This window comes from Streptomyces sp. NPDC002088, from assembly GCF_040296605.1.
Lineage (GTDB): Bacteria > Actinomycetota > Actinomycetes > Streptomycetales > Streptomycetaceae > Streptomyces.
In genome coordinates this window covers 255,149-279,529 of sequence record NZ_JBEOXO010000008.1, presented here as the reverse complement: position 1 = coordinate 279,529, position 24,381 = coordinate 255,149, and the positions used below count along the sequence as shown (strand labels likewise).

Genomic DNA, 24,381 nt, shown 5'->3' with positions numbered 1-24,381 from the left:
GGTGAGGCGATCGCCGTCGCTGCGGATGCGGACGACCGTGTAGGTGTTCTAAATCACCAGGGACAACAGCAGGACCAGGCCGCCGCCGACCACGGAGATGATCGTCTCCATGACGGACCAGGTCTTGAGGGTCTGGCCGACGCTCAGCCCGAAGTACTCCTTCACCAGCCAGAAGCCGGCGTCGTTGACATGGCTGAAGAAGAGCGAGCCCGCGCCGATGGCGAGGACCAGCAGAGCCGTGTGGGTCGTCGACATGTCGGCTGCCAGCGGCGCGACCAGTCCGGCCGCGGAGATGGTGGCCACGGTCGCCGAACCGGTCGCCAGCCGGATCGCCACCGCGATCAGCCAGGCCAGCAGCAGGGCCGGGATCGACCAGTCCTTGGAGATGTCCAGGATCATCTGGCCCACACCGCAGTCGATCAGCGTCTGCTTGAAGCCGCCGCCCGCGCCGACGATCAGCAGGATGCCCGCGATCGGGGCGAGGGACTTCTCGACCGTCGAGGACAGCCTGTCCTTGGTGAACCCGGCGGCCCGGCCCAGCGTGAACATGCCCACTATCACGGCCGCGAGCAGCGCGATCAGCGGAGAGCCGATGACGTCGAAGACGCGCTGCACCTGGTGCGTGGGGTCGTCGACGATGATGTCGACCAGCGCCTTGGACAGCATCAGGACGACCGGCAGCAGCATGGTGGCCAGCGTGGCGCCGAAGCCGGGGCGCCGCTCCAGGTCCTCCGAGGCACGCGGCGGGAGCATCCGGTCCGGGACCGGGACGTCCACCCAGCGGGCGGCGACCTTCGAGAACAGCGGACCGGCGATGATCACCGTCGGAATCGCGACGAGGATGCCGAGGGCCAGGGTGACGCCCAGGTTGGCCTTGACCGCGTCGATCGCGACCAGCGGGCCGGGGTGCGGCGGGATCAGTCCGTGCATGACCGACAGGCCGGCCAGTGCGGGGATGCCGATCCGCATCAGGGAGTAGTTGCCGCGCTTGGCGACCATCAGCACCACCGGGATCAGCAGCACGATGCCGACCTCGAAGAACAGGGGCAGACCGATCACCGAGGCGATCAGCACCATCGCCCAGGGCATGGCCCGTCCGCCCGCCTTGGCGAGGATCGTGTCGACGATCTGGTCGGCGCCGCCGGAGTCGGCCAGCAGCCTGCCCAGGATCGCCCCGAGCGCGATCAGGACACCGACGCCGGCCACCGTCGAGCCGAGCCCGGTGGTGAAGCTGGTGATGGCCTTGTCGAGCGGTGCTCCCGCGAACGCCCCCAGCGCGAGCGACCCGATGGTCAGCGCCAGGAAGGCGTGGAGCTTGAACTTGGTGATGAGCAGGACGATGACGGCGATGCCCGCCAGCACGGCGATGCCCAGCTGGGCATGGCCGGCCGAGGTGATCGGCGCGACGGTGTCCGCTGCCAGCATCTCGACGCTGAGTCTGGTCACGGGGGTTCCTTGTGAACGGAGGGGATGGGGAGAGGGACCTACTGCGAGGGAGTGGGTGACTGCGCGCTCCGGCCGAGGGCGTCCAGCGCGGCCGTGGCGCGCGCGGTGATCTCCTCGGGGCCGCCGGCGACGTCCACGGTGACTCCGGCCTCGTCCGCCTGGAGCGGCTGGAGCGTGGCGAACTGGGAGTCCAGCAGTGCCGTCGGCATGAAGTGACCCTGCCGGTGCGACATCCGGTCCTCGATGAGGGCGCGGTCGCCCGCCAGGTGCAGGAAGACGAGGCCGGGGGCCGAGGCCCGTAGCCGGTCGCGGTAAGTCCGCTTCAGGGCCGAGCAACTGACCACCCCGCCGAGTCCCGCCCGCCCGTGGGCCCAGGTGCCGATGGCGTCCAGCCAGGGCCACCGGTCCTCGTCGGTGAGCGGCGTGCCGGCCGACATCTTGGCGATGTTGGCCTGGGGATGAAAGTCGTCGCCCTCGGCGTACGGAACGCCGAGGCGGGCCGCGAGCAGGGGACCGATGGTGGTCTTGCCTGTGCCGGCGACCCCCATCACAACGACGACCGGGGGGGTGTTCATGACTGCCTCACTGTCTTCATCGACACCTGGTGTCGACCACACTGAAACCGATTAGGTACGACAAATTCAAGAGTGTGTGACATATAAGTCTGACTTTTTGTCTCCGTGATCCACCCCGTACGCTGAGTGCATGACCACACCGGACCGAGGGCTGCACGGCCGTGTACTGGAATCCCTCGGCCCCGCGATCACGGCGGGTGAGTACCCGCCGGGCAGCGTCCTGCGTACCGACGAGCTGGCGCAGCGCTTCGAGGTGTCACGCTCCGTGATGCGCGAGGCGGTCCGTGTGCTGGAGTCCATGCACCTGGTCGAGTCCCGCCGCCGGGTGGGCGTCACCGTCCTGCCCACGGTCGAGTGGAACGTCTACGACCCGCAGGTCATCCGCTGGCGCCTGGCCGGTGCCGACCGGCCGCGGCAGCTGCGCTCGCTCACCGTCCTGCGCTCGGCGGTCGAACCGGTCGCGGCGGGCCTGGCCGCGAAACACGCCACGCCGGAGCAGTGCGCCGAGCTCACCGAGTGCGCCCTCGGCATGGTGGCCAACTCACGTGGCCACCGCCTGGAGGGCTACCTCATCCACGACATCGCCTTCCACCGGGTGATCCTGGCCGCCTCCGGCAACGAGATGTTCGCCCGCCTGGGCGACGTCGTCGCCGAGGTCCTGGCCGGCCGCACCCACCACGAGGTCATGTTCGAGGACCCCGACCCGGCCGCCGTCACCCTGCACGTCCAGCTCGCCGAGGCCGTACGCGAAGGCGACGCGGCGCGCGCGGAGGAACTGACCCGGCAGATCGCGGTGGGGGCGCTCGAGGAGCTGGACATCCTGGCACCCTGACCGGCCCCGGCGGTTCGGTCCGCCGGCCGGCTCGGTCCGTCGACCGGCTTGGTCCGCCCGCCGGTTCGGTCCCCCGCCGGCTCAGTCCAGGAAGTCCCCGTCCACGTAGACCCACGCCCCGTCGACCCGTTCGAACCGGCTGCGCTCGTGCAGCGAGCCGCCCTGGTAGGAAGCCCGGAAGGTCACGGTCCCGGTGGTGTGGAAGGCCGTGCCATCCCTTGTCTCGAGGATCTCCAGCCCGGTCCACCGCATCCCGGGGTCGAAGTCGACCTGGGCCGGCCGCGTCCGCGGATGCCAGGTCCGCAGCAGATATCCCTCGTCGCGCTTCACGAAAGCGCTGTAGCGCGAACGCATGAGCGCCTCGGCGGTGGGCGCCGCGGCCGCACCCGTGGGGGTCCCCCCGGTCGAGCCTGTTCGAGACCGGAGGAGGAACCGGCCACAGCACTCTTCGTACGTCTGCGCAAGACCGCAAGGACAGGAGGGCTGGTGGGCGGGGCCGGAGGGGCTCTGGCGCCGGAGATGCGAGGTACGTCGGGACATGCCCTCCATTCTGCTGCACCACCACGAGGCCGACCGCAAGTCCTACGCGGCCTGGCAGCACAAGCTCGGCTTCAAGGGCAAGGACGCCGACGGCATCCCGGGCAAGGCCGGCTGGGACAAGCTGAAGGTCCCCAACTCCTGAACCCGCGCCGCCGCTGCCTACGCCGTGGGCAGCGGCGGCAGCGCCGTCCCGTACACCCAGGCGTCGAACAGGTCGTCCAGCGGCTCGGCCGCGAACCGGGCCGCGTGCGCCGTGAACGTCGTGGTCGTCACCGTTCCGCCCCGGTGCAGCCCCACCCAGCCGCGCAGCATCCGGAAGAACGCCTCGTCGCCCAGCGCGCACCGCACCGCGTGCACGGTGAGCCCGCCGCGCTCGTAGAGCCGGTCGTCGAACATCGACTTCCGCCCCGGATCCGCCAACCGCAGATCCTGCGGCAGCGAGGCCAGCAACCGGTGTGCCGCGGCGGCGAGTTGCTGTGCACTGCGGCCGCCCGAGCGCTCCGACCACAGCCACTCGGCGTACTTCGCGAAGCCCTCGTTCAGCCAGATGTGCCGCCAGTCCGCGATGGACACACTGTTGCCGAACCACTGGTGCGCCAGCTCGTGCGCCACCAGCCGCTCCGAACTCCGGGCCCCGTCCACGTGGTTGGCGCCGAACAGCGACAACCCCTGTGCCTCGACCGGGACATCGAGCTCCTCCTCCGTCACCACCACCGCGTACTCGTCGAAGGGGTACGGTCCGAAGAGCTGCTGGAAGAGATGCATCATCCCGGGCTGCCGCGCGAAGTCCCGCGAGAACTCCGGCAGCAGGTGCGCCGGAATGTGCGCGTGCTGAGGCACCCCGCCCATCCCCGGATCGGCCAGCACCACCGCCTGGTACTTGCCGATCGACAGCCCGACCAGATAGCTCGACGTGGGCGCGGACTGCTCGTACACCCAGGTCGTCGTGGACGCCTTCGTCGTACGCGTCAGCAGCCGCCCGCCCGCCACCACCGCGTACGCCGACGGCGCCGTGATCGATATCAGGTACGACGCCTTGTCCGCGGGCCGGTCGTTGCACGGATACCAGGACGGAGCCCCGACGGGCTGGCTCGCGACCAGCGCCCCGTCGTCCAGCTCCTCCCAGCCGATCTCGCCCCAAGGACTGCTCACCGGCTGGGGGTTGCCCGACCAGTGCACCTCGACGGTGAACGCGGCTCCCGCCCGGACCGGCTTGGCGGGCCGGATCCGCAGCCGGCCGCCCCGGTGGGTGTAGTGCGTCTGCCGGCCGTCCACCCGGACCCGGCCGATCTTGAAGTCGGCCAGGTTCAGCTGGAACTCGGTCAGCGGCGAGCGCCCCGCGATGGCGTTGATCCGCGCCGTGCCCGACAGCCGGTTCGGGCCGGGCCGGTAGTCCAGCGTGAGCTCATAGCGGTGCACCCGGTACCGGGAGTCACCGTTGGCCGGGAAATACGGGTCCGGCCCGACCGTCTGCTGAACTGCCACTTCCCCGTCCGTTCCCTGACCCGTGCTCGAACCACCCGCCGGTGCACCGCCCACCGGCTCCGTGTGGCCCGCGTTCAGGGACGCCATGCCTCGATCGGGTTGCCGAGCCAGCGGGTGTCGTCGGGGACGGACTCCGCGGCCATGACGAGCGACGCGGGACCCAGCGTGGTGCGGGCCCCGATCGTGCTGCCGGGCAGCACGATCCCGCCAGGGCCCAGCGTGGCACCCTCACGGAGGACCACCGTACCCGTCCGCAAGATCCGGTCGTGGAACAGGTGGGTCTGGAGTACACAGCCACGGTTCACGGTGGCCGCGTCCTCCAGTGTCACCAGGTCGGTCTCCGGCAGCCAGTAGCTCTCCACCCAGACCCCCGTGCCGATGCGGGCGCCGAGCCCGCGCAGCCACGCCGTCATCAGCGGCGTACCCGGCACCGCGCCGGCCAGCCAGGGCACGGCCACGACCTCGACGAACGTGTCCGCCAGCTCGTTGCGCCACACGAACCCGCTCCACAGCGGATGCTCCCCGCTGCGGTGCCGCCCCACCAGCAGCCACTTCGCGACGATCGACAGCACGCCGGCGACCGCCCCCGCCGCGAGCAGCACCAGCCCCGACAGCAGCGGAGCCCAGGCACCCAGGGCGCACAGCGCCACCACCGTCACCACGGCCAGCGCCGCGGAACAGAACACCGGCACGATCCGGCACAGCTCCACCAGGCCGCGCGCCCACAGCAGCCGGGCGGGCGGATCGTACGTCCGGCTCTGCTCGCCGCCCGCGGCGCTGCGCGGCAGCTTCACCGGCGGCAGCCCCAGGTACGAGCTGCCCTTCTTCGCCTTCTTCGGCGTCGCGGACAGCACACCGACCAGGCCGCCGTCCGGCACCGACCGGCCCGGCGCGGTCATCCCCGAGTTGCCGAGGAAGGCCCGCCGCCCGATCTCCGCGCGCCCGATCCGCACCCAGCCGCCACCGAGCTCGTACGGCGCGGTCAGCGTGTCGTCGGCGAGGAACGCGCCCTCACCGACCGTCGTCAGGCTGGGCAGCGCCAGCACCGTGGACACCTCGGCGCCCCGCCCGATCCGCATCCCCAGCAGCCGCAGCCACACCGGCGTGACCAGCCCGGCGTACAGCGGGAACAGGGTCTCCCGGGAGCGGTCCATCAGCTGGGTGACCGTCCAGGCCTGCCAGCCGACCCTGCCGTGTGTGGGGTGCGTGCCCTCGCGCAGGCCCAGGCTCAGCAGCCGTACGGCGACCAGGAGCAGCAGCGCGTACGCGAGACCGTAGGCGAGCGTCGCCGGCACCAGCGCGAGCGCGGCACCCCGCAGGGCTCCGCCGAGGCCCGCGCCGGGCTGAACGACCACCCGAGCCACGAGGAGGCCGGCGCAAGCCGCCGCCACCGGCAGCAGCGTCAGCGCGGCGCCGGTCGTGCCGTACATCGCCCGCCAGTACCGGCCCCGCTGCGGCCGCTCCTTGGGCCAGTTGCGCTTGGCCTTGCCGAGCTTGACCGCGGGTGCGCCCGCCCAGCGCTGGCCGGTCGGGATCTGCCCGGTGACGGCGGAGCCGGGGGCGACCTCGGCCCGCTTGCCCACGCGGGCGCCCGGGAAGAGGATGCTGCGCGTGCCGACCACGGCGTGCGCGCCCACCTTGACGGGGCCGATCTCCAGCCGGTCGCCGTCCAGCCAGTAGCCGCACAGGTCGACCTCGGACTCCACGGCCGCGCCCCGGCCCAGCTTGAGCAGGCCGGTGACCGGCGGCAGCGAGTGCAGGTCCACGTCCTGGCCGACCTTGGCGCCCAGCGCGCGGGCGTACCGCTCCAGCCAGGACCCCGTCAGCGAGGTCGCCCCGCTGAACTCGGCCAGGCGTTCGGCGGTCCACAGGCGCAGGTGGACGCCGCCACCGCGCGGATGACAGCCGGGCCGCACGCCCCGCAGCAGCAGCCGGGCCCCGCCCGCGGCGACCGCCAGGCGGCCCGGCGGACTGAAGAACAGCAGGGCCCCGGCCGCGACCAGCCACCACGGCGCGGTCGGCAGCCAGGAGTACGCGGGGAGTACGTTCCCGAGCGCGGCCAGCACGACTGTCCAGCGCAGCCCGAGCAGGGTGAACAGCGGAACGAGGAGCAGCAGCTGGATCAGCTGGGCGCGCTTCGGCACCGGGGCGACCGAGCGGCTTTCGCCGGCCTTCCGTGTGGAAGCCTCAAGCCTGCGGGCCAGCTTGCGCAGGGTCGGCTGCTGGTAGATGTCGAGGACGGCGGCGCTCGGATAGCGGGTGCGCAGCCGGGTGGTGAGCTGGGCGGCGGCGAGGCTGCCGCCGCCGATCGCGAAGAAGTCGTCGCCGGCACCGGTCACGGGGATACCGAGGACTTCCGTCCACTGCTCGGCGAGCCAGGCTTCGGTGCCGTAGAGCTGCTCGGCCGTTCCGCCGCTGTCCAGCCCCTCCAGGGGCCACGGCAGGGCGTTGCGGTCCACCTTGCCCGACGTACGGGTCGGCAGGTCCTCGACCGGGGCGAGGAGGGGAACGAGGGCGGCCGGCAGTTCGGCGCGGAGCTTCTCCACGGCCGCTGCCCGGTCCCAGCCGTCCTGGGTGACGACATAGCCGACGAGCAGCTGGTTGCCGCTGCGTGCGGTGCGTACGGCGGCGGCCGCGCCCGCGACCCCCGGGAGGGACTGGAGGGCCGCGTCCACCTCGCCGAGCTCGATACGGCGGCCGCCGAGCTTGATCTGCTCGTCGGCCCGCCCCAGGAACACCAGCCCCTCCGGGTCGGCCCGCACCAGGTCGCCACTGCGGTACGCCCGTTCCCAGCCCAGCGACTTGAGCGGCGCGTACTTCTCCGCGTCCTTCTCGGCGTCGAGATAGCGGGCGAGGCCGACCCCGCCGATCACCAGCTGCCCGCTGCCGCCCATCGGCACCGGTTCCCCGGCTTCGTCGACGACAGCCAGCTCCCAGCCGCGCAGCGGCAGCCCGATGCGTACCGGCTCCTCGCCGGTCATCAGGGCCGCGCAGGCCACGACGGTCGCCTCGGTCGGCCCGTACGTGTTCCAGACCTCGCGGCCCTCCGTCACCAGCCGCTGCACCAGCTCGGGCGGGCAGGCCTCGCCGCCGAAGATCAGCAGCCGTACGTCGTTGAGGGTCTCCGGCTCCCACAGCGCGGCGAGCGTCGGCACCGTCGAGACGACGGTGATCTCCTGCTCGACCAGCCAGGGGCCGAGGTCGGCGCCGCTGCGGACCTGGGAACGGGGGACCGGCACCAGACAGGCGCCGTACCGCCAGGCCAGCCACATCTCCTCGCAGGACGCGTCGAACGCGACCGACAGCCCCGCCATGACCCGGTCGCCGGGCCCGATCGGGTCCTCGGTGAGGAACAGCGCCGCCTCCGCGTCCACGAAGGCGGCGGCGCTGCGGTGGCTGACGGCGACACCCTTGGGCTTCCCGGTGGAGCCGGAGGTGAAGATGATCCAGGCGTCGTGCTCTACGCCCGGGCGGGCGGTGGGGACGTCCGAGCTGCCGTGGACGGTGAGCGCGTGCCCCGCGCCGATGACCGCCCGCACCTTTGCCTCGCCGAACACCAGCTCGGCCCGCTCGTCCGGATCCTCGGCGTCCACGGGGACATAGGCGGCACCGGCGGCGAGTACGGCGAGGATCGCGACGTACAGGTCGTTGGTGCCGGACGGCACCCGCACACCCACCCGGTCGCCGAGCCCCACCCCGGCGGCCGCGAGCCGCCGCCGCAGCCGCTCCACCGCCACGGCCAGGGCACGGTAGGTGAGCCGGTCGGTGCCGTCGTCCAGAGCGAGTTCGTCCGGATACGACCGTACGGTGGCCTCGAGCATGTCGACGAGCGTGCGGGGCGATGCGGAGGGTCCCGCGGAGAAACGCGCCGTGTCGCCGAACCGGGCGCGGATCTCTTCGTCGAGCAGGCCGAGAGCATTGCTCTCGTCTATGGCTGCCATCGGTCCTCGCGTCTCGTTCCCGGAAGCCTCCGGGGCGCCGGCGGGCCCGCAGGTCTGCCTGGGGTTGTCCGGCTCCAGCGTGGTTAACAAGCTGGAAATTTTAGTACGACGCTAGATTCCCTCCTGGTATCCGGCCACTTGGGGCGGCCGCCCGGGGGATTCCGGGCACCGGACCGCGGGTGCTGAGCTGGTGGTCCGCGCCCGATGAGAGATGCCCCACCGACAGCCCGAAGTGCGGACGTTCAGGGGGCAGTTCCGTGCTGTTCCGGGGGTGTCGAGGCGGGACCATGCCGTCGCGGATCGCCGACGCGCAGACCATCGCGGACAGCGCGCCGGCCGCCCCTATGAGGTGCCCGACCATCGACTTCGGTGAGCTGACCGCCAGGTCGTAGGCGTGCGGGCCGTAGACCTGACGGATCGCCAGGGTCTCCGTGCGGCCGTTGATCCGGGTGCTGGTGCCGTGCGCGCAGATGTGGTCGACGTCGCCGGGCGCGGTGCCGGACGCGCGCAGTGCCTCCCCAATCGCCGCCCCGGCGCCCGCGCCCGACGGGTCCGGGGCGCTGACATGGAACGCGTCGGAGGTCAGGGCACCGCCCGCGACCTCCGGGTAGGGGCGTGCGCCGCGCGCCCGGCCCCGGCGCGACGGCCCGCGCCTCAGGCGATCTCGCCGGAGAGCAGCGCGCCTGCGTTCGGGACGACCGGTTCCAGGTCGAGGGAGCGCAGGATGCTCCACACGGTGGCGGCGGAGGCGGAGACCACGGGGATGTCGAAGGCGTCCTGCACGGTCTGCAGGGCGGGCAGCGACGGCATCTGCACACACGCGCTCAGCACCAGCGCGTCGACGCCCTTGGTGTCGACCTTCTGGGCCAGCTCGGGCAGCCGCGACGGGTCGAGGCGGCCGACGTCGAGGTTGTCCGGCACCTCCAGGCTCAGCGAGTCGTGCACCTCAAGGCCCTCGGCCTCCAGGTAGTCGCAGACCATGCCGGTCAGCGGCTTCATGTAGGGCGTGATCACGGAGATCCTCTTCGCCCCGAGGTGCTCCAGCGCCTCGGACAGCGCGCCGGCCGAGGAGAGCACCGGCGGCACCTTGCGCTCCCCGACGGACTCGGCGACCGCGGCCTCCAGCCGCTGCTGGCTGGTGCGGTGGTAGCCCTTGCCCTGCGCCATGATCGCGACGAGGCAGGCGTACGCCATGACGTCCACGTCGGCGTCGCCGAGCTCGACGGCGCACCGGTCGGAAGCGGCGTCCATCGCGGACAGCTGGTCGGGGGTGACCTGCTGCATGCGCATGCGGGCGGAGTGGAAGGTGAACCGCTCGGGCCGGATCGTTTCACGGGCCTGGAGCATGGCCGGGATCTCGGTCTCCATCGTGGTGTTGGAGCTCGGGACGATCATGCCGACGCGGTGGGCGGGCGTACTCATGGCGGACATGCCTTTCGAAGGTGGGACCGAGGGCCGGCCGGGCAGGCCACAGGGACCAGCGGCGCGCGGGCCGACGGCTGAGGGTGGGAGTTGAGGGTGAGGCTTGAGGGGCGGTGGGGGGGTGGGGGCGTTTGGCGCTGGCGCCCGGGGTCAGGTGGCCGGGCGGTGTTCCAGGTTGCCGGTGACGGTGTGCGGCATGGGCACCGCGCCGGGCCGCCGCCAGGCCAGCCGCACGGGCCGGGTCACGCTGCCGTCGGCCGCGTGCTCCAGGTCCAGGCCGAGGCCCCGGGCGACGATCAGCAGCGAGTCGAAGTTGTAGTCGGGGTTTATGTCCAGCGCCATGCCCAACGCCGCGTCGATCAGGTGCAGTTCCAGCAGCTGCCGGGCGCGCTCCCCGTCGCCGTCGCGCACCGCGTCCAGGAACTGCCGGTCGATCCGGGTGAAGTCGTCGGGCACGGTGGGCCGGGTCAGGTGCAGCCGCTGGTGGCGCAGGATGCGGGAGTGCTGCTCGGTCGTCATGTCGGCGAGCAGCGGCGGATAGCGGTGCAGCAGCAGCGTGTGGAACCGCAGGTGCGCCTCCTGGAAGTCCTTGGTGCGCGCCGAGGTACGCTCCATCGCCTCCAGTGCCTCGGCCATCTCCTGGACGTCCTTCTCGCCTACCTTGCCCACCAGTGCGGCCACCAGCGGAGGCTCGATCAGCAGACGGGTGGCGTACGACTGCTCCGCCTGCTCGTGATGGGCGGGGCTGACGGTCATGCCCCGGTTGGCCTCGGCCACCACCAGCCCATCGGCCTCAAGGCGGTGCAGGGCCTCCCGCAGCGGGGTACGGCTGACGGACAGTTCGTCAGCCAGCGTCTGCTGCGACAGTCGCACCCCGGGCGCGTAGAGCCCGTCGAGGATGCGTTCGCGCAGCTCGGCGTAGATCTCCTCGACCGTCCGCCCCGTTCTGGCCATCAGCGATCTCCGTCCCCGTGTCCGTCGTCCGGCACATTGTCGTTGTCGCGCTCGACGTCGTCGTCCGAGCCGAGCTGTACGGCGAACAACTGGCTGAACTTCTCCGGCCGTTGCGCGGCGACGATCTCCAGTTGCATCGCGTCGAGCAGGATCCGGTAGCCCCGCTTGGGCACCTCGATCTCCAGCCGCTCGCCCTGCGGTGTCCACACCTTGCGCAGCCGGACGCCGCTGAACTCGTTGCCGATACCGATCCAGTCGCCACGGCGGACAATGCCGTCGTCTTCGGGCCTGGTCATCGCACCCCCTCGGGAACGGCCTGTCCGGCGGTCAGCCGCTGCGGGCTGCCGGTGTAGACGTCGGGCCGGGACTGCTCCAGCACCGGCAGCGTGGTGCGGGCCCGCTCCACCGCCGCCAGGTCCAGCTCCACGACACGGTGGGCGGCCCGCGCGTCGCCGAGGTCGGCGAGCACCTCGCCCCACGGGGCGACCGCCAGCGCGTGGCCGTACGTCTCGAAGGCGTCCTCGCCCGGCTGCTCGCCGTGCACGGTGGCGGAGGCGACGACGAACGCGCCGTTCTCGATCGCCCGCGCCCGCAGCAGCACCTCCCAGTGCGCGCGGCCGGTGGTCCGGGTGAACGCCGCGGGAACCAGCAGCACTTCCGCGCCGGCCTTGGCCAGCGAACGGTACAGCTCGGGGAACCGCACGTCGTAGCAGATGGTCAGACCCATCGTGACGCCGTTCACCTCCAGCAGCAGCAGCTCCGATCCGGCGCGCTCCACACCGGAGGCCTCGAAGGACACGCCACCGACCCGGGCGTCGAACAGGTGGATCTTGTCGTAGGCGCCGAGCAGCGCACCATCGCGGTCGATGACGAGCGCGGAGTTGGTGACCTGGTCGGGCCTGCGGTGCTTCATGCCGCCGAGGACGACAACCGTACCGGTTTCCCGGGCCACTTGCCGCAGCTCGGTGATCTCCGGGGACTCGGCGGTGAACGCCTGCTCCCGCATCTCGGCGTTGCTGCCGAGCATCAGACCGTTCTCCGGCAGCAGCACCAGGTCCGCGCCGTCCGCCGCGCATCCGCGCACCGCGGCCAGCGCCTTGTCGAGGTTGGCGGCGGGCTCACGGGTGGCATGCCACTGGGTCAGCCCGACGCGCAGCACGCGCCCCTCACTCATCGCCGTCACCTTCCGCCCCCTCCGGCAGCTGCATGTTGACGACGGCCCAGCCGCCGCCGGACGCCTCCATCGGCTCGTACGCGTACACCTCGCCGCGCACGCCCGGACCGACCATGCCCAGCATGATCAGCCAGTTCGGGAACTCGTACTGACCGTGGTCGAGCAGCGCGTACGGCTCCAGCGCGGCGGCGTCGAGGCCACGGCCGGCCTGCAGCAACTCCAGGAGGAACGTGTCGAACTCGACGTCCGCCTTGCCGAACTTGCCCGGGTCCAGCCAGTGCGACAGGCCGCCGGTGGCCAGGACGGCGACCTTCAGGTCGCGCGTGGCCACGACGTCCCGCAGCACCTCGCCGAAGACGCGCGCGCCGAACGGCGAGAAGGACCGGCCGGGCTGGGTGATGATCGGCACCACCGGCAGGTCGGGACGCGGCAGCAGCAGCTGCAGCGGGACGATCTGCCCGTGGTCCAGCGGGAACTCGGTGGACTCCTCCACCTCCAGGCCCTCGGCGCGCACCGCGTTCACCAGCTGCTGCGCGAACCTCGGCGCGCCGGTCAGCTCGATGTTCAGGTCGGGCCGCTTGAAGAACTCCATGGAGCCGGAGTAGGAGGCGCCGGTGCCGATGACGTAGGCGCCGGTGCGGAAGGACTGGAAGTGGCAGTCGGCGGTGACGATCATCACGTCGGGGTCGGCCGCTGCGATGTCCTTGGCGAGCCGTTCGTAACCGGCGAGCAGCCGCTGCACCTGGTCCTCGGGGTCGATCTCCGGGCGGGCCAGCAGGTCCGGCACGTGCGAGGCGCCGCCGGCGAAGACCAGGTTGGCCGGCACGTCCGGGTCGGGCAGCGGGGTGGTGGTGTCGACGTGGAAGGCACCCTTGCTGGTGGAATCCGCCAGGTCGTCGGCGAACCAGCGGCTGACCAGGATGGTGATGCCGTCGGGCAGTCCGGCCGAGCGCAGCCGGTCCCGGTCGCCGGCCGCGATGACAGCGGACCACGTGGCGTCCAGGCCCAGCCGGTCGGTACCGACCGCCTCGGGAGCGGCACGGAATGCGGCGAGCAGTTCCTGGTCCCGGGCGAGGGACAGGATCGCCTGCTCCAGTGTGGTGCGGTTCAAGATGCGCTCCTGAAAGGTGGGAGAGGCAGGTGCGGGGGAAGGGGAGGAGGGTGGCCGGGGCGGGTGCACGGCCCGTCCCGGCCGGGGGCGGGTCAGGGCGGGCCGTTACGGCCCGCCTCGGCCCGGAGGCGGCGGGGCGGGGTGCACGGGCCCGCCCCGCCCGGGTTGGTCAGACCAGCCGGCCGTCCTCGACGACGGCCTCGCCGTCGATGCGGACGGTGCAGCCGCGCATCGGGATGTCCAGGTGCGCCGGGGTCTCCCGGTCGGCGAACCGGTTCGGGCCGGTCGACCACATGAAGTTGCCCGCGGTGGACCGCAGCTCCTGCCCGTACAGGCTGCGCGGGTCGTACACGTCGAACGCCGACCAGCGGGCGGCGGGCAGCAGGCCCCAGCCCATGTGGGAGACGGCGAAGACGTCCTCGTCGTCCCAGGCCTCGAAGTAGTCGCGCAGCAGGTGCGCGTCGGCGCCGGGGCCCTCGACCTTGGTGATGAAGCCCTTCTCGATGGAGATCTTCACCTCGTCACGGACGTAGCGCTGCCACGGGATCAGCGCGTCGCCGGGCTGCAGCACGATGACGCCCTCGGCGGTGCGGTCGTGCGGGAAGCAGGCGACGAAGCCGCTCGGCCAGTGGTCCCAGCGGTGCTCGTCGTCGACGTAGCCCCACTGGTGGGTGATGGGCAGGCTGTCGCCGGAGATGTCGGCGGTGACGTCGGTGCCGGCGGCGCTGGTGACGTGCAGGGTGGAGCCGGCGTTCAGCTTGCGCCCGCCCGCCTCGACCTGCCCGCGCAGCGGCTCGTCGCCCATCAGACGCTCCAGGACGTCGGCGGGCTCGGCGACGAACAGCATCCGCTTGCCGTTGCCGGTGATACGGGTCCGCACGTCGGAGTGGATGAGTCCGCCGACGGTGACGTCGACGACCATGTCGCACTCGGCGGCGGCCGCGAGCAGCGCGGGCACCTCGCGGCCGTCCGGCTCGTACGGGGGCAGCATCGGGTTGGACAGGCTGGACGCGGTCAGCACCAGGGCGGACGCGCCGAGGTCACGGGCGGCGGCGACAGCGGCCTCGACGTACTCGTTCTTCTGGCCCATCTCGGCGATGACACCGACCTGCTGGCCGGAGGTCACCTTGCACAGGCGGAGCTGTTCGACGAAGAGTTCACGCAGCGTACGGGGCATGGTGGGGTTCCCAATTCTGTGTGGCGTGTCCGGTGGGTGTGACACCCCCGGGTGGCGGGTGGTGCGTGCTGGGGAGCGGGCCTGTTTAGGGCAGGGAGCGGACGGCGCCGCCGTCCACGACCAGGGAGGCTCCGGTGGTGAAGGAGGAACGGGGCGAGGCCAGGAAGGTGATCGAGGAGGCGATCTCCTCCGCGCTGCCCCAGCGGCCCAGCGGGATGTCCTTGACGATCTTCTCGATCTCCTCGTCCTCGCTGGTGCCGTTGCCCGCGGACTTGGAGGCGACGATGTTGCGCATCCGGTCGGTGCCGGTGGCCCCCGGCATCACCTGGACGACGCGGACGCCGGCCGGGGCGACTTCGGAGGCGAGCTGCTTGGCCATGGCCGCGATGGCGGAGCGGAACGAGGAGGACAGCACCCCTCCGGGGGCGGGCTGGCGCACCCACGTCGAGGTCAGGAAGACGATGGTGCCGCTGCCCTGCTCGACCATCTGCCGGGCACCGGCCCGGGCCAGCTGCACCGCCGGGCGCAGCAGCAGGTCGTAGCCGGCGCTCCAGTCGTCGTCGGTGGTGTTGAGGAACGGGCCGAGCTTGGGGCCGGCGGTGTTGACCACCAGGGCGTCGAGCCGGCCGTGCTCGGCGACGACGTCGGGCACGAAGCGCGCGGTGGCCTCGGCGTCGGCCAGGTCGAGCTTCACCGGCAGGATCCGGCCGGGCGCGGCGTCGTCGACGGACGGGGCGGTACGGGAAGCGGCGACGGCGGTCGCCCCCTCAGCGGCGAACTGGCGGGCGACGGCGGCGCCGATGCCGCGGCTGGCGGCGGTGACGGCGACGACGTGACCGTTGAGGCCGAGATCCATGGGTCCTCCTGGGCGATGCGGGTGGTGCGCGTAATGCGGGTGGTACGACTGCGGGGCCGGGCCGGTCAGGCCTCGATCAGGGTGATGGCCTTCTCGGGGCAGTCCGCCATGGCGATCTTGGCGGCCTCGATGTCGGCCTCGGGAACGGTGCCGTCGCCGATGACGGAGCCGTAGCCCCACTCGTCGAGCTGGAAGACCGACGGGCAGTGGTCGGCACAGGTTCCGTAGGCGTTGCACTTGGTGGCGTCGACTGCGGCTTTCATGTGCGCTCCTTGATGCGTTGCGGTGGGCGTGGTGGGAAGGGGGGGCGGGCGTCAGGCGTCGGCCGGGAATGCCTCGGGGTACTCGGCGACCGCCGAGCGGGCGAGGGTGGCCGCGCCGTCCAGGAAGGCGCAGGCGCCGCGCTTGGGGAGGGTGTCGCCCCAGCGGGCGAGCTTGTCGCGGTCGTCGGCACTGCCGCCGCCGTCGGCGAGCCGGGCGAAGGTGTCCCGGATGGACTTGGTGCCGTTGACGCAGACCCCGCACTGACCGGCGGTCTCGCGGGCGTACCAGGCGGCCAGGTCGGCGGCGACCCGCAGCGGGGCGTCGTCGGCGCCGAGCGCGGTGATGGCGCCGCAGCCGAGGCCGCTGCCGAGGGCGCGCAGGGCGTCGTAGCAGCAGGCGGCGTCCTGGGCGCGGTCGCGGCGCAGCACGCCGCCGAACCAGCCGCCCACCAGGAAGCCGTGAGTCTCCTCGGCCAGACCGCCGCCGACCTCGTCGAACAGCTGCCGGATCGTGCGGCCCAGCGGCACCTCGTACACGCCGGGGCTGCCGCAGGCGCCGGAGAGCGTGACCAGGGCGGTGCCGGGCGAGGCGTCGGTGCCCTCGGTGCGGAACGCGTCGGCGCCGTTACGGGCGAGCCAGGCGGCGTGCGTGAGGGTCTCGACGTTGGAGACGAGGGTGGGGCGTCCGTCGACGCCGCTCTCGTGCGGGCGCGGCGGCTTGGCCGTGGGCAGCGCAGGACCGCCGTTGATGGAGCGGCACAGGGCGCTCTCCTCACCGGCCACGTAGGTGGGGTCCACGACGTGGATCTCCACCTGCGCGGCACGGTCGTCACCGGCGGCGGTCAGCTCGTCGAGCGCGCCCTGGACGGCGGCGACCGTCTGGGGGTGCGAGAGGTAGACGACGGCCCGTCCCGCGCCCACCGTGCGGGCGGCGAGCAGCAGCCCGTCGAGCACCAGGTGGGGGCGGTGGGTGAGCAGCCAGCGGTCCTTGCCGGAGGCGGGCTCGCCCTCCTCGCCGTTGGCGACCACCACGCGGGGGCCCTCGCCCGCCGCGACGCCGCGCCACTTGATGTGCGCGGGGAACGCCGCCCCACCCCGGCCGCGCAGGCCGGAGTGCTCCAACTCGTCGAGGAACTGGGCGCCTTCGGTGCCCGGCTGGTACGTGCCGAGGGCACGCTCGGCGGCCAGGTCGAGGCGGGCGTCCTCACTGCCGGGGACGACCAGACGGGGCGTGATCGCGGGGTGGACGGCGGCACGCTGGGCGATGGCGGCGCCCTCGGCGTGCGGCTCGGCGAGTACGGAAGCAGGGGTCACGGTGCGACATCTCCGATGGGCGGTGCGGGTGTTGCGTCGGACGCGTCGGGCAGCAGGCCCAGCGCTTCCTTGAGCCCGATGACGTCGCCGTACTTCGCGTCGATGTCGAACAGGCTTGCTTCGTGCGGTCCGGCGGCGCGGTCGCCGACGCAGTCGGCGACGACGAACGCCGGGTAGCCGGCCGCGCAGGCGTCCACCGCGGTGGCGCGGACGCAGCCCGAGGTGGTGGCGCCGGTGATGATCACGCTGTCGGCGCCGAGGGTGGCGAGCAGCGTGGTCAGACCGGTGTTCGCGAACGCGGAGGCGGCGCGCTTGACGACGACCGGCTCGTTCTCGGTACGGCCGAGGCGGGCGTCGACCTTCACCCACGGGGTGCCTTCGAGCAGCACCTTCATGGCGGGCATCTTGCGCAGCCACACCGCGCCCTCGATGCCGTCGGCGGCGAACGCGATGGTGGTGAACACCACCGGGGTGCCGGCCGCGCGGGCCGCGTCCAGCAGGGTTCGGTTGGCGGCGACGACGGCGTCCAGGTCGCTGCCGGGCGGGCAGTCGGGGTCGGTGAACCCGTTGATCAGGTCGACGACCACGACGACGGGCCGGCTGCCGGGGGCGAGGCGGCCGCCGAGCCCGCGCTGTGCGTACAGCGCGCGCACGGCCGCCTCGCCCTGAGCGGTGGCGCTCACAGCTCGTCGCCCCCCGACGGGGAACCGAGACCCCGCGTCAGCAGCCCCGAGTCGGCGACCAGCACGGTGCCGGTGACGGCGGCCGTGTCGGAGGCCGAGGCGAGGGTGACGTAGAGCCCGGCCAGCTCGTCGCCGGTGGGGATCTGACGCAGCGGCAGGGCCTGCTCGGTGCCCGGCAGTACCGCGTCCTTGGCGCCCTGGCCGAGCGTGCCGAGGCCGGTCATCACGGTGGGCAGGACGCCCGGAGAGACCGCGTTGACCCGTACCTTGGGGGCCAGCTCGTGGGCGAGCTGCTTGACCACACCGAGCAGCGCGTGCTTCGACGAGGTGTACAGCACCCCGCCGCCGCCGGGCGCGTGGGCCGCGTACGAGCCGGTGAGCACGGCCCGGCCGCGCGTGGCGGCCAGGTCGTCCAGGACGGCACGCAGATTGACCAGCACGGAGCCGACGTTGATCCGCCAGCACTCCAGGAGGGCGGCGCCCAGCTGGTCGCCCGCGATTTCGCTGAACTGCACGTTGTGGTCGTAGACGCCCACGCACGAGGTGTACACGCTGATCTGGCCGAAGGCGCGGTGCGCGGCCTCCACCATTTCCTTCGACGTCTCCCAGTCGGAGGCGTCACCGGCTACGGTGACCAGCTCCGCCGGGGAGCCGAGTGCTTCGGCCAGTTCCTTCAGCGGGCCGGGCCGCAGATCGGCGGCGACCACCTTCGCGCCCTCGGCGAGGTAACGGCGCACCACGGCCGAGCCGAGTCCGCCGGCCGCGCCGGTGACGAGCGCGATCTCGCCTTCGAGACGCCCGGTCACGCCTGGCCCTCGCCCTCGGCGGAGCTGTCGGAGGCGTCCTCGGGGAAGGCGAAGGACGGCCACTGGCCGGGCTCGGCGCGCATCATCTGGGCGTAGAACGTGTACATGTTGCGCTGCACGCCCTCCTCGTAGCGGGTCCACTGGACACGGCCCGGGCCGGGCCACTCCTTGACCGGCTTGGAGATGCCGATGCCCGGCATGCCCATCTCGTAGTTGAGCTGGAAGTCGAGCAGCTGGGCGGCGGTGGAGGAGCCGTTGCGGCTGGTGGTGATCCACGGTTCGGTGTCGTCGACCTCGAAGGCGCCGGACATGGAGAACGTGCCGAGACCGGCGCGGTAGGCGCGGTCCTTCTGCTCGGGAGTGAGGTTCTTGTACCCGGCGAACCAGTTCCACACCTCGACCTTGCCCGGGCCGGCCGGCTGCCAGGTGCGCAGGGTCAGGATGCCGACGGGCGCGTGGTGGGAGCCGTCCTCGGTCATCGGCAGGGCGAGCATCGAGAAGTTCGGGAACACGTTGGCGACCATCACGCGCGAGCGGCGGGCCACTTCGAGCTGGTCGGCGCTGATGTTGGTGGTGTTGAACGTCTCGGCCAGCTCGTCGGGGAAGCCGAAGAAGTTCGGGCCGGGCTCGTTGGCGTCCTGTGCCATGGAGAAGGAGAGCGAGTGTCCGGGCGACGCCTGGATGTGATAGCCCATCATGTTCTCGTGGAACGGCACCGGGAAGGCGCCGATCTCCCACACCGAGCGGTGCAGGGTGCCCAGGTGGTAGTCGTCGCCCGAGAAGTTCTCCGCGCCGGACTTCCAGTTGGCGTCGATGACGAACCGCTGCGGCGGGCCGAGGATCTCCATGCCGTGCTCGTTCAGACCGAACAGCAGGTCCAGGTACCAGGCCATGCCGCCCAGGTACTCCTTGAGCGGCGGCGCGCTCTGGTCGAGCGTGGCGAAGACCAGCCCCTGGTACGACTCGACCTTGGCGGCCGAGGCGAGCCCGTTGTCCTCCTTGGACATGCCGCCGAAGGCGTTGCGCCACAGCGGCGCGCCCACCAGGTTGCCCTTGGTGTTGTACGTCCAGCCGTGGTACGGGCAGCGGAAGTGCGAGGTGTTGCCCGAGTCCGAGCGGCACACCTGCACAGCGCGGTGGCGGCAGGCGTCGAACAGAACGTTGATCTTGCCCTCGTCGTCACGGACGACGATGAAGTTGTCCTCGCCGATCTTGCGCAGGACGTAGTCGCCCTTGGCGGGGATCTCGGACTCGTGAGCGAGGAAGACCCAGCAACGTCCGAAGACGTTGCGCAGTTCCTGGCGATACAGCTCGGGGTCGCCGAAGATCGACGCGGGGATGGACCCCTTCTCGGCCCCGTCGGTGACCGCGTCAAGGAGCCGGCTGGCTTCGGTGTTGCTCGTCATGGTGCGCTCCAGGGCAGGGCTCAGAAGAAGATCGCCAGGTTGTGGGTGCGGATCACGGTCAGGTCGAGGAGGACCTCGCGGCGCAGCAGCTTCAGCTGTCCGTCCTCGCGGCGCAGCTGGTCGTGGCGTTCGGCCGCGAGCAGCTGGGGGACACTCTGGTCCTGGCGGGTGCGGTACAGGAGCAGGTTGTTCTTGACGTGGAGGACGTCTGCGCCCTCGGCGTCCGCGGCCTGCTCGACACGCACGTTGGTGACGAAGTGCCTGATCCGGGACGGCGGGTCCTCGGCCCAGGCGTACTGGGTCTCGTTGCGGGCGACCCGGCTGCTCAGCGAGCCGTAGGTCTCCAGCAGGTGGTACGTGTCGGGGGAGAACCCGCGTCCCCGGGATCGTTCGACGGTCTGCCGCAGCGGGACGGCATAGTGCACGTCGCGGCTGACCATGTTCTCTAGCCATTCGCGCTCGCGCAGGTCGTCGAGCAGTTCGGCCTCGGTGTGGATCCAGTCCAGGACTTCCGCGTACAGGGCGGTGTCCGCCGTGACCCGAGACAGGGTCGAGTCCATCCGTCACACTCCTCTGGTGAAGTGAATACAATTTTGCATCCAGTACTGCGGGGCTACAAGAGGTTGGGTGTAAAAGGTTGTTGCCTTCTCGTTCCCCTTGCGTTTGCGCCGGCAGTCAAGGCGGCGAAATGCACTTGAATGTAGATATATGTCCAAATCTGGGGAGCCCGAGGGTGACCACCCCCGGGCTCCCCCCCATCCGTTGGGTACACGTCCCGGATATGCCTCAGACCAGGCGTGCGGCGAAGTGCGCGGTGTGCAGGGCGTCGAAGACCCGTCCCGGCTTGGTCGCGGAGCCGATGACGCGGACCGGTACGTCGGCCTCCCGCACGGCGTCCGCCAGTTGCGGCGAGGCCTGCTCGCGGCCGAGTGCGAGCACCACCGCGTCCGCGGCGAGCGGTTCGTCGGTGCCGGCCAGGCGCACGCCCTTGGCGTCGACGGCGATCACCTCCGCACCGGTCCGCACCTCGACCCCCACCTCGGTCAGATGCCCGGGCAGCATGAGGGCGTCGTACTTGACCTCGTCGCCGCGCAACAGTGTGGTGCCGGCTTCGACGAGGGTGACGGTGGTGCCGGGGAGTTCGGCCAGGCGCAGGGCGGTTTCGCTGCCCTGGAAGCCGCCGCCGACGACGACGACGTGGCGTCCGGTCAGTTCGTCGCGGTGGGCGGTGACGTCGCCGGGGAGCAGGACGAGGGCGTCGTCGGCGATCTCGCCGGTGAACTCCCGCTGGGGGGCGCCGGTGGCGATGATCACCTCGTCGTAGCCCGTGGTGAGGGCGGTGGCGTCGGCGGCCTCGGCCCGTACCTCGATGTCGCGGCGGGTGACCTCGTGGACGAGGTGTTCGCGCAGCGCGGCGAGGTCCTGCTTGACGGTGGAGCCGGTGGCGTGGTTCAGGGCGCCGCCGAGGACGCCCGGCTCGTAGAGGGTGACGGTGTGGCCGCGGTCGGCGAGGGCGGCTGCGGCGCGCAGTCCGGCCGGGCCGCCGCCGGCGACGGCGACGCGCTTGGCCACGGGCGCGGTACCGACCGGGAACCGGCCCTCCTCGGCGACCTGCGGATTGACGGTGCAGCCCACCGAGCGCTTCGCGTCGATGCCGCGGTGCAGACAGCCGTCGTTGCAGCGGATGCAGGGCACGATCTCCAGCTGCCGGCCCGACAGCGCCTTGTTGGTCCACTCGGGGTCGGCGAGCATGGCACGGCCCAGCGACACGAAATCGGCGCTGTTCGACTCCAGGATCTCGTTCGCGATCTCGGGGGTGACCAGCGAACCGGAGGCGATCACCGGGATCGACACCTCGGGCTTGATCTTCTCCCAGCCCCAGCGGTGCGGCTGCCGCGGCATGTACCAGGAGCTGACCTCCCACTCCATCCGGGCGTGGTGGCCGCCGGAGGCGTGGATGACGTCCACGCCGTGCTCTTCGAGGAGCTTGGCGAGCTGCACCGACTCGTCGATGGTGATGCCGTCGGGCTCGTAGTCGGTCACCGACATGCGCACGCTGAGCGGGAAGTCGCGCGGCACGTTGGCGCGGACCGCGTCGACGATCTCCAGGAGGATGCGGGAGCGGTTCTCGAAGGAGCCACCGTAGGCGTCCGTGCGGTTGTTGGTGTGCGGGGAGAGGAAGTTGGTGATCATGTAGCCGTGCCCGGCGTGGATCTCCACCAGGTCGAAGCGTGCCTGGTAGGCGCGGGCCGCGGCCTCGCCGAAGCTGCGCACCACACCCGCTATCTCATCCAGCGTCAGCGGCTCGGGCTTCACCCCGAACGGCGCCTCGATGACGTCCCAGGACGAGTCGGAGGCGGACTTCATCGGCTTGATGCTCAGGAACTTCTGGCGTCCGCAGTGCACGAGCTGGAGGCCGGCGGCGGCGCCGGTGGAGCGGATCTCGTCGGCGAGCCAGCCGAGGCCCGCGACGTGGTTCTGGTTGGCGGCGCCGGGCTGGCCGTGGATGGACTTGCTGGCGTCGTCGTCGACGTAGGTGTACTCGACCATGACCAGGCCGGTGCCGCCCTCGCCGAGCCGGCGGTAGTGGTTGACGGTGCGCTGGGTCACCGTGCCGTCGGGGTTGCAGGTCGCGGTGGTGTTCGGGGACTTGACGACGCGGTTGCGCAGCGTCAGGGAACCGATGGTGCCGGGGCGGGACAGACTGGTGAAAGCCATGATGATGCCTCCTGCGACTGAATGTGAAGTTCTGTAAAGCTCTGCGAAGTTTGTGCGTTCCAGACGGTTTGAGGACGGTTGAAGTCGGGGCGGGGGCGGGTCAGCCGCGTCCGGGTACCAGGGATGCCGTGGCGCACTCGTCGCAGACCGGCGCCCCGCCGGCGAGCGGCTCGCGGTCCATCTCCACGACGACGTACGACTTGGCGCAGCGGTGGCACTCGGCCCAGACGGCCGCTGGGTCGTCCACCTCGTCGCGTGGGTCGGCGTGGGTGCGCGCGGAGGAGCGGCGTGCCAGTACCAGAACCCCGTACAGCACGGCGCTGACCATGAGGGCGACCAACTGGGCCGTCCCGGCGAGCGCGGCGGGCACGCCTGGTGCCTCGACCAGGTAGATGCCGAGGGCTGAGGCGAGCACCCAGACGCCGAGCCCCCACGTTGCCCGGGGTAGCCGCAGGGCGCGGAACTCGGGTCCGGACGCGCGGTCCTCGGGCACCAGCGCGTAGTGGGTGAGCATGATCCCCACCCAGCTGACGACGAAGACGCCCTGCCAGGTCAGCGCGGACTGCAGATAGCTGAAGACATCGGTGAGCATGAGCAGGAACACCACGGCCGAGCTGACCACGACCAGCAGGATGCGGTTGACGCGCACACCGAAGAGGTTGGTGATGAGCCGTCCCCAGTTGGCGGACGACTGGTAGTAGTTGAGGCTGTTGATCCGGGCCTGGGAGGCGACGATCAGGATCAGCCCGGCCACGCCGAGCGAGGCGAGAATGGCCTGCACCACACCCGTCTCGGCGGCCGGCTGGTCGGGTATCGCGGCACGGACCAGGAAGATGCCGACGGCGCCGTTGACCCCGAACAGGCAGACGTAGAAGACCCAGCCGAAGGTGACGTTGCGGTGGAAGCCGTCGTCCTCCTTCTTGGCGAGCCGCGCGAAGTCCACGTTCATCAGCATGTTGAGGTAGCAGCCCATGTACAGCACCGAGGCGAGCAGCCAACCGGGCAGCGCCCGTGCCTCGGACGGGATGATGCCGGAGAACGACGTCCAGTCGGAGGCGGCGGGGAAGCGGACGGCGGCGGCGATCACCGCGGCGATGATGCCCACCACGTACAGCGGCAGCAGTACGGCGTTGAGCTTCGCCATCCAGGTCTGCACGCCGCCGAGCATCAGCGGCAGCATGGCGACCACGATGATCGCGTACCAGATCCGGATGTCCCACGAGGGCGTGTAGTGCTGGAAGGCGACGGCGAGCGTGCTGCTCTCGAACACCGCGTAGTACGTGGTCGTGGCGGCGACGAGCAGCGCGGTGAGCGAGGCGCCGAGCACTCCGAACATGCGGCGTGACAGCAGGGTGGTGTTCAGCCCGCTGCGCAGGCTCCAGCGAGTGAACAGGTGGGCCATGAGCGAGTACGTCACCACCGAGACGCCGATGGCGATCAGGGCGTCGGTGGTGCCGTAGAGGCTGGCCGCGAGCGCGCCGTAGAACAGCCAGACCATCGCGCTGAGCAGGGACCAGTACGACATGGTCAGCTGCCAGCGCCCGACCCGCGCGGTCAGCGGGACCACGTGGTTGCTGTAGTCGTCGGCGCGCTGCTCGGCGACGACCGCCGGGTCGTCGGTGGATCTGGTGCGCAGCGGGGGTCGGTGTACTTCCTGGGTCAGCGACACGGTCGCTCC

The 24,381-nt window shown here is 71.5% G+C and carries 22 protein-coding genes and 1 pseudogene; 2 read left to right on the top strand and 21 right to left on the bottom strand.

Annotated features, from left to right (window positions below):
* Positions 1 to 48 precede the first annotated feature (48 nt).
* Complete coding sequence (locus ABT114_RS19810; RefSeq protein WP_351144098.1) at positions 49 to 1,446, bottom strand: GntT/GntP/DsdX family permease; 1,398 nt, start codon at positions 1,444 to 1,446, stop codon at positions 49 to 51.
* 38 nt (positions 1,447 to 1,484) lie between these two features.
* Positions 1,485 to 2,021: a gluconokinase gene (locus ABT114_RS19805; protein ID WP_351144097.1), complete on the bottom strand. Its 537-nt coding sequence runs from the start codon at positions 2,019 to 2,021 to the stop codon at positions 1,485 to 1,487.
* Positions 2,022 to 2,151: 130 nt separating this feature from the next.
* On the opposite strand from ABT114_RS19805, the gene ABT114_RS19800 reads away from it, so the two are divergent.
* On the top strand, positions 2,152 to 2,853 hold the full coding sequence (locus ABT114_RS19800) for a FadR/GntR family transcriptional regulator (RefSeq protein WP_351144096.1): 702 nt from the start codon (positions 2,152 to 2,154) through the stop codon (positions 2,851 to 2,853).
* Positions 2,854 to 2,934: 81 nt separating this feature from the next.
* Here ABT114_RS19800 and ABT114_RS19795 read toward each other — a convergent pair whose 3' ends face one another.
* Entirely contained in the window at positions 2,935 to 3,393 is a 459-nt protein-coding gene (locus ABT114_RS19795; RefSeq protein ID WP_351144095.1) for a YchJ family protein, read from the bottom strand.
* A gap of 22 nt (positions 3,394 to 3,415) precedes the next feature.
* Here ABT114_RS19795 and ABT114_RS19790 point away from each other — a divergent pair.
* Positions 3,416 to 3,535 (top strand): annotated as a pseudogene (locus ABT114_RS19790) (peptidoglycan-binding protein); the annotation flags it as partial.
* Positions 3,536 to 3,552: 17 nt separating this feature from the next.
* Here the strand turns inward: ABT114_RS19790 and ABT114_RS19785 are convergent.
* From ABT114_RS19785 to ABT114_RS19700, 18 genes are all read right to left on the bottom strand, one after another.
* Complete coding sequence (locus ABT114_RS19785) at positions 3,553 to 4,878, bottom strand: M1 family metallopeptidase (RefSeq protein ID WP_351144094.1); 1,326 nt, start codon at positions 4,876 to 4,878, stop codon at positions 3,553 to 3,555.
* A gap of 74 nt (positions 4,879 to 4,952) precedes the next feature.
* A complete protein-coding gene (locus tag ABT114_RS19780; RefSeq protein WP_351144093.1) occupies positions 4,953 to 8,819 on the bottom strand; it encodes a Pls/PosA family non-ribosomal peptide synthetase in 3,867 nt (1,288 codons plus the stop codon).
* A gap of 100 nt (positions 8,820 to 8,919) precedes the next feature.
* Positions 8,920 to 9,552, bottom strand: coding sequence for a hypothetical protein (locus ABT114_RS50595; RefSeq protein WP_502988344.1), 633 nt, complete (start codon positions 9,550 to 9,552; stop codon positions 8,920 to 8,922).
* Positions 9,474 to 10,250: a maleate cis-trans isomerase family protein gene (locus ABT114_RS19770; RefSeq protein ID WP_351144092.1), complete on the bottom strand. Its 777-nt coding sequence runs from the start codon at positions 10,248 to 10,250 to the stop codon at positions 9,474 to 9,476. Before ABT114_RS19770 ends, ABT114_RS50595 begins: the two co-directional genes overlap by 79 nt.
* Before the next feature lie 141 nt (positions 10,251 to 10,391).
* Entirely contained in the window at positions 10,392 to 11,195 is an 804-nt protein-coding gene (locus ABT114_RS19765) for a GntR family transcriptional regulator (RefSeq protein ID WP_351144091.1), read from the bottom strand.
* Positions 11,195 to 11,491 (bottom strand): hypothetical protein, encoded by a 297-nt coding sequence (locus ABT114_RS19760; protein WP_351144090.1) that lies wholly within the window; start codon positions 11,489 to 11,491, stop codon positions 11,195 to 11,197. The genes ABT114_RS19765 and ABT114_RS19760 overlap by 1 nt, the downstream gene beginning before the upstream one ends.
* The gene (locus ABT114_RS19755) at positions 11,488 to 12,369 is read right to left on the bottom strand and encodes a nitrilase-related carbon-nitrogen hydrolase (protein ID WP_351144089.1); all 882 of its coding nucleotides are present in this window, start codon (positions 12,367 to 12,369) and stop codon (positions 11,488 to 11,490) included. Before ABT114_RS19755 ends, ABT114_RS19760 begins: the two co-directional genes overlap by 4 nt.
* Positions 12,362 to 13,480 (bottom strand): DODA-type extradiol aromatic ring-opening family dioxygenase, encoded by a 1,119-nt coding sequence (locus ABT114_RS19750; protein WP_351144088.1) that lies wholly within the window; start codon positions 13,478 to 13,480, stop codon positions 12,362 to 12,364. The genes ABT114_RS19755 and ABT114_RS19750 overlap by 8 nt, the downstream gene beginning before the upstream one ends.
* Before the next feature lie 169 nt (positions 13,481 to 13,649).
* Positions 13,650 to 14,657 (bottom strand): 2,5-dihydroxypyridine 5,6-dioxygenase NicX family protein, encoded by a 1,008-nt coding sequence (locus ABT114_RS19745; protein ID WP_351144087.1) that lies wholly within the window; start codon positions 14,655 to 14,657, stop codon positions 13,650 to 13,652.
* An 85-nt stretch (positions 14,658 to 14,742) separates the two neighbouring features.
* Positions 14,743 to 15,513, bottom strand: a complete 771-nt coding sequence (locus ABT114_RS19740) for an SDR family oxidoreductase (RefSeq protein ID WP_351144086.1) — start codon at positions 15,511 to 15,513, stop codon at positions 14,743 to 14,745.
* 65 nt (positions 15,514 to 15,578) lie between these two features.
* On the bottom strand, positions 15,579 to 15,776 hold the full coding sequence (locus ABT114_RS19735) for a ferredoxin (RefSeq protein ID WP_351144085.1): 198 nt from the start codon (positions 15,774 to 15,776) through the stop codon (positions 15,579 to 15,581).
* Between the two features lie 51 nt (positions 15,777 to 15,827).
* Positions 15,828 to 17,090: an NADH-ubiquinone oxidoreductase-F iron-sulfur binding region domain-containing protein gene (locus ABT114_RS19730; RefSeq protein WP_351144084.1), complete on the bottom strand. Its 1,263-nt coding sequence runs from the start codon at positions 17,088 to 17,090 to the stop codon at positions 15,828 to 15,830.
* Positions 17,087 to 17,773 (bottom strand): isochorismatase family protein, encoded by a 687-nt coding sequence (locus ABT114_RS19725; protein WP_351144083.1) that lies wholly within the window; start codon positions 17,771 to 17,773, stop codon positions 17,087 to 17,089. The genes ABT114_RS19730 and ABT114_RS19725 overlap by 4 nt, the downstream gene beginning before the upstream one ends.
* The gene (locus tag ABT114_RS19720; protein WP_351144082.1) at positions 17,770 to 18,579 is read right to left on the bottom strand and encodes an SDR family oxidoreductase; all 810 of its coding nucleotides are present in this window, start codon (positions 18,577 to 18,579) and stop codon (positions 17,770 to 17,772) included. The genes ABT114_RS19725 and ABT114_RS19720 overlap by 4 nt, the downstream gene beginning before the upstream one ends.
* Entirely contained in the window at positions 18,576 to 19,985 is a 1,410-nt protein-coding gene (locus ABT114_RS19715) for an aromatic ring-hydroxylating oxygenase subunit alpha (RefSeq protein ID WP_351144081.1), read from the bottom strand. The genes ABT114_RS19720 and ABT114_RS19715 overlap by 4 nt, the downstream gene beginning before the upstream one ends.
* Positions 19,986 to 20,005: 20 nt before the next feature.
* The gene (locus tag ABT114_RS19710) at positions 20,006 to 20,545 is read right to left on the bottom strand and encodes an aromatic-ring-hydroxylating dioxygenase subunit beta (protein WP_351144080.1); all 540 of its coding nucleotides are present in this window, start codon (positions 20,543 to 20,545) and stop codon (positions 20,006 to 20,008) included.
* Between the two features lie 226 nt (positions 20,546 to 20,771).
* Positions 20,772 to 22,703 (bottom strand): oxidoreductase, encoded by a 1,932-nt coding sequence (locus tag ABT114_RS19705; RefSeq protein ID WP_351144079.1) that lies wholly within the window; start codon positions 22,701 to 22,703, stop codon positions 20,772 to 20,774.
* A gap of 100 nt (positions 22,704 to 22,803) precedes the next feature.
* Positions 22,804 to 24,372 (bottom strand): purine-cytosine permease family protein, encoded by a 1,569-nt coding sequence (locus ABT114_RS19700; RefSeq protein WP_351144078.1) that lies wholly within the window; start codon positions 24,370 to 24,372, stop codon positions 22,804 to 22,806.
* Between the last annotated feature and the right edge of the window lie 9 nt (positions 24,373 to 24,381).

What these genes read in the sequence shown, in the direction of transcription:
- ABT114_RS19765 (WP_351144091.1), bottom strand. Translation starts at nt 11,195, where the DNA reads ATGGCCAGAACGGGGCGGACGGTCGAGGAGATCTACGCCGAGCTGCGC.
- ABT114_RS19800 (WP_351144096.1), top strand. Translation starts at nt 2,152, where the DNA reads ATGACCACACCGGACCGAGGGCTGCACGGCCGTGTACTGGAATCCCTC.
- ABT114_RS19705 (WP_351144079.1), bottom strand. Translation starts at nt 22,703, where the DNA reads ATGGCTTTCACCAGTCTGTCCCGCCCCGGCACCATCGGTTCCCTGACG.
- ABT114_RS19770 (WP_351144092.1), bottom strand. Translation starts at nt 10,250, where the DNA reads ATGTCCGCCATGAGTACGCCCGCCCACCGCGTCGGCATGATCGTCCCG.
- ABT114_RS19760 (WP_351144090.1), bottom strand. Translation starts at nt 11,491, where the DNA reads ATGACCAGGCCCGAAGACGACGGCATTGTCCGCCGTGGCGACTGGATC.
- ABT114_RS19745 (WP_351144087.1), bottom strand. Translation starts at nt 14,657, where the DNA reads ATGCCCCGTACGCTGCGTGAACTCTTCGTCGAACAGCTCCGCCTGTGC.
- ABT114_RS19755 (WP_351144089.1), bottom strand. Translation starts at nt 12,369, where the DNA reads ATGAGTGAGGGGCGCGTGCTGCGCGTCGGGCTGACCCAGTGGCATGCC.
- ABT114_RS19715 (WP_351144081.1), bottom strand. Translation starts at nt 19,985, where the DNA reads ATGACGAGCAACACCGAAGCCAGCCGGCTCCTTGACGCGGTCACCGAC.
- ABT114_RS19795 (WP_351144095.1), bottom strand. Translation starts at nt 3,393, where the DNA reads ATGTCCCGACGTACCTCGCATCTCCGGCGCCAGAGCCCCTCCGGCCCC.
- ABT114_RS19805 (WP_351144097.1), bottom strand. Translation starts at nt 2,021, where the DNA reads ATGAACACCCCCCCGGTCGTCGTTGTGATGGGGGTCGCCGGCACAGGC.
- ABT114_RS19740 (WP_351144086.1), bottom strand. Translation starts at nt 15,513, where the DNA reads ATGGATCTCGGCCTCAACGGTCACGTCGTCGCCGTCACCGCCGCCAGC.
- ABT114_RS19735 (WP_351144085.1), bottom strand. Translation starts at nt 15,776, where the DNA reads ATGAAAGCCGCAGTCGACGCCACCAAGTGCAACGCCTACGGAACCTGT.
- ABT114_RS19710 (WP_351144080.1), bottom strand. Translation starts at nt 20,545, where the DNA reads ATGGACTCGACCCTGTCTCGGGTCACGGCGGACACCGCCCTGTACGCG.
- ABT114_RS19780 (WP_351144093.1), bottom strand. Translation starts at nt 8,819, where the DNA reads ATGGCAGCCATAGACGAGAGCAATGCTCTCGGCCTGCTCGACGAAGAG.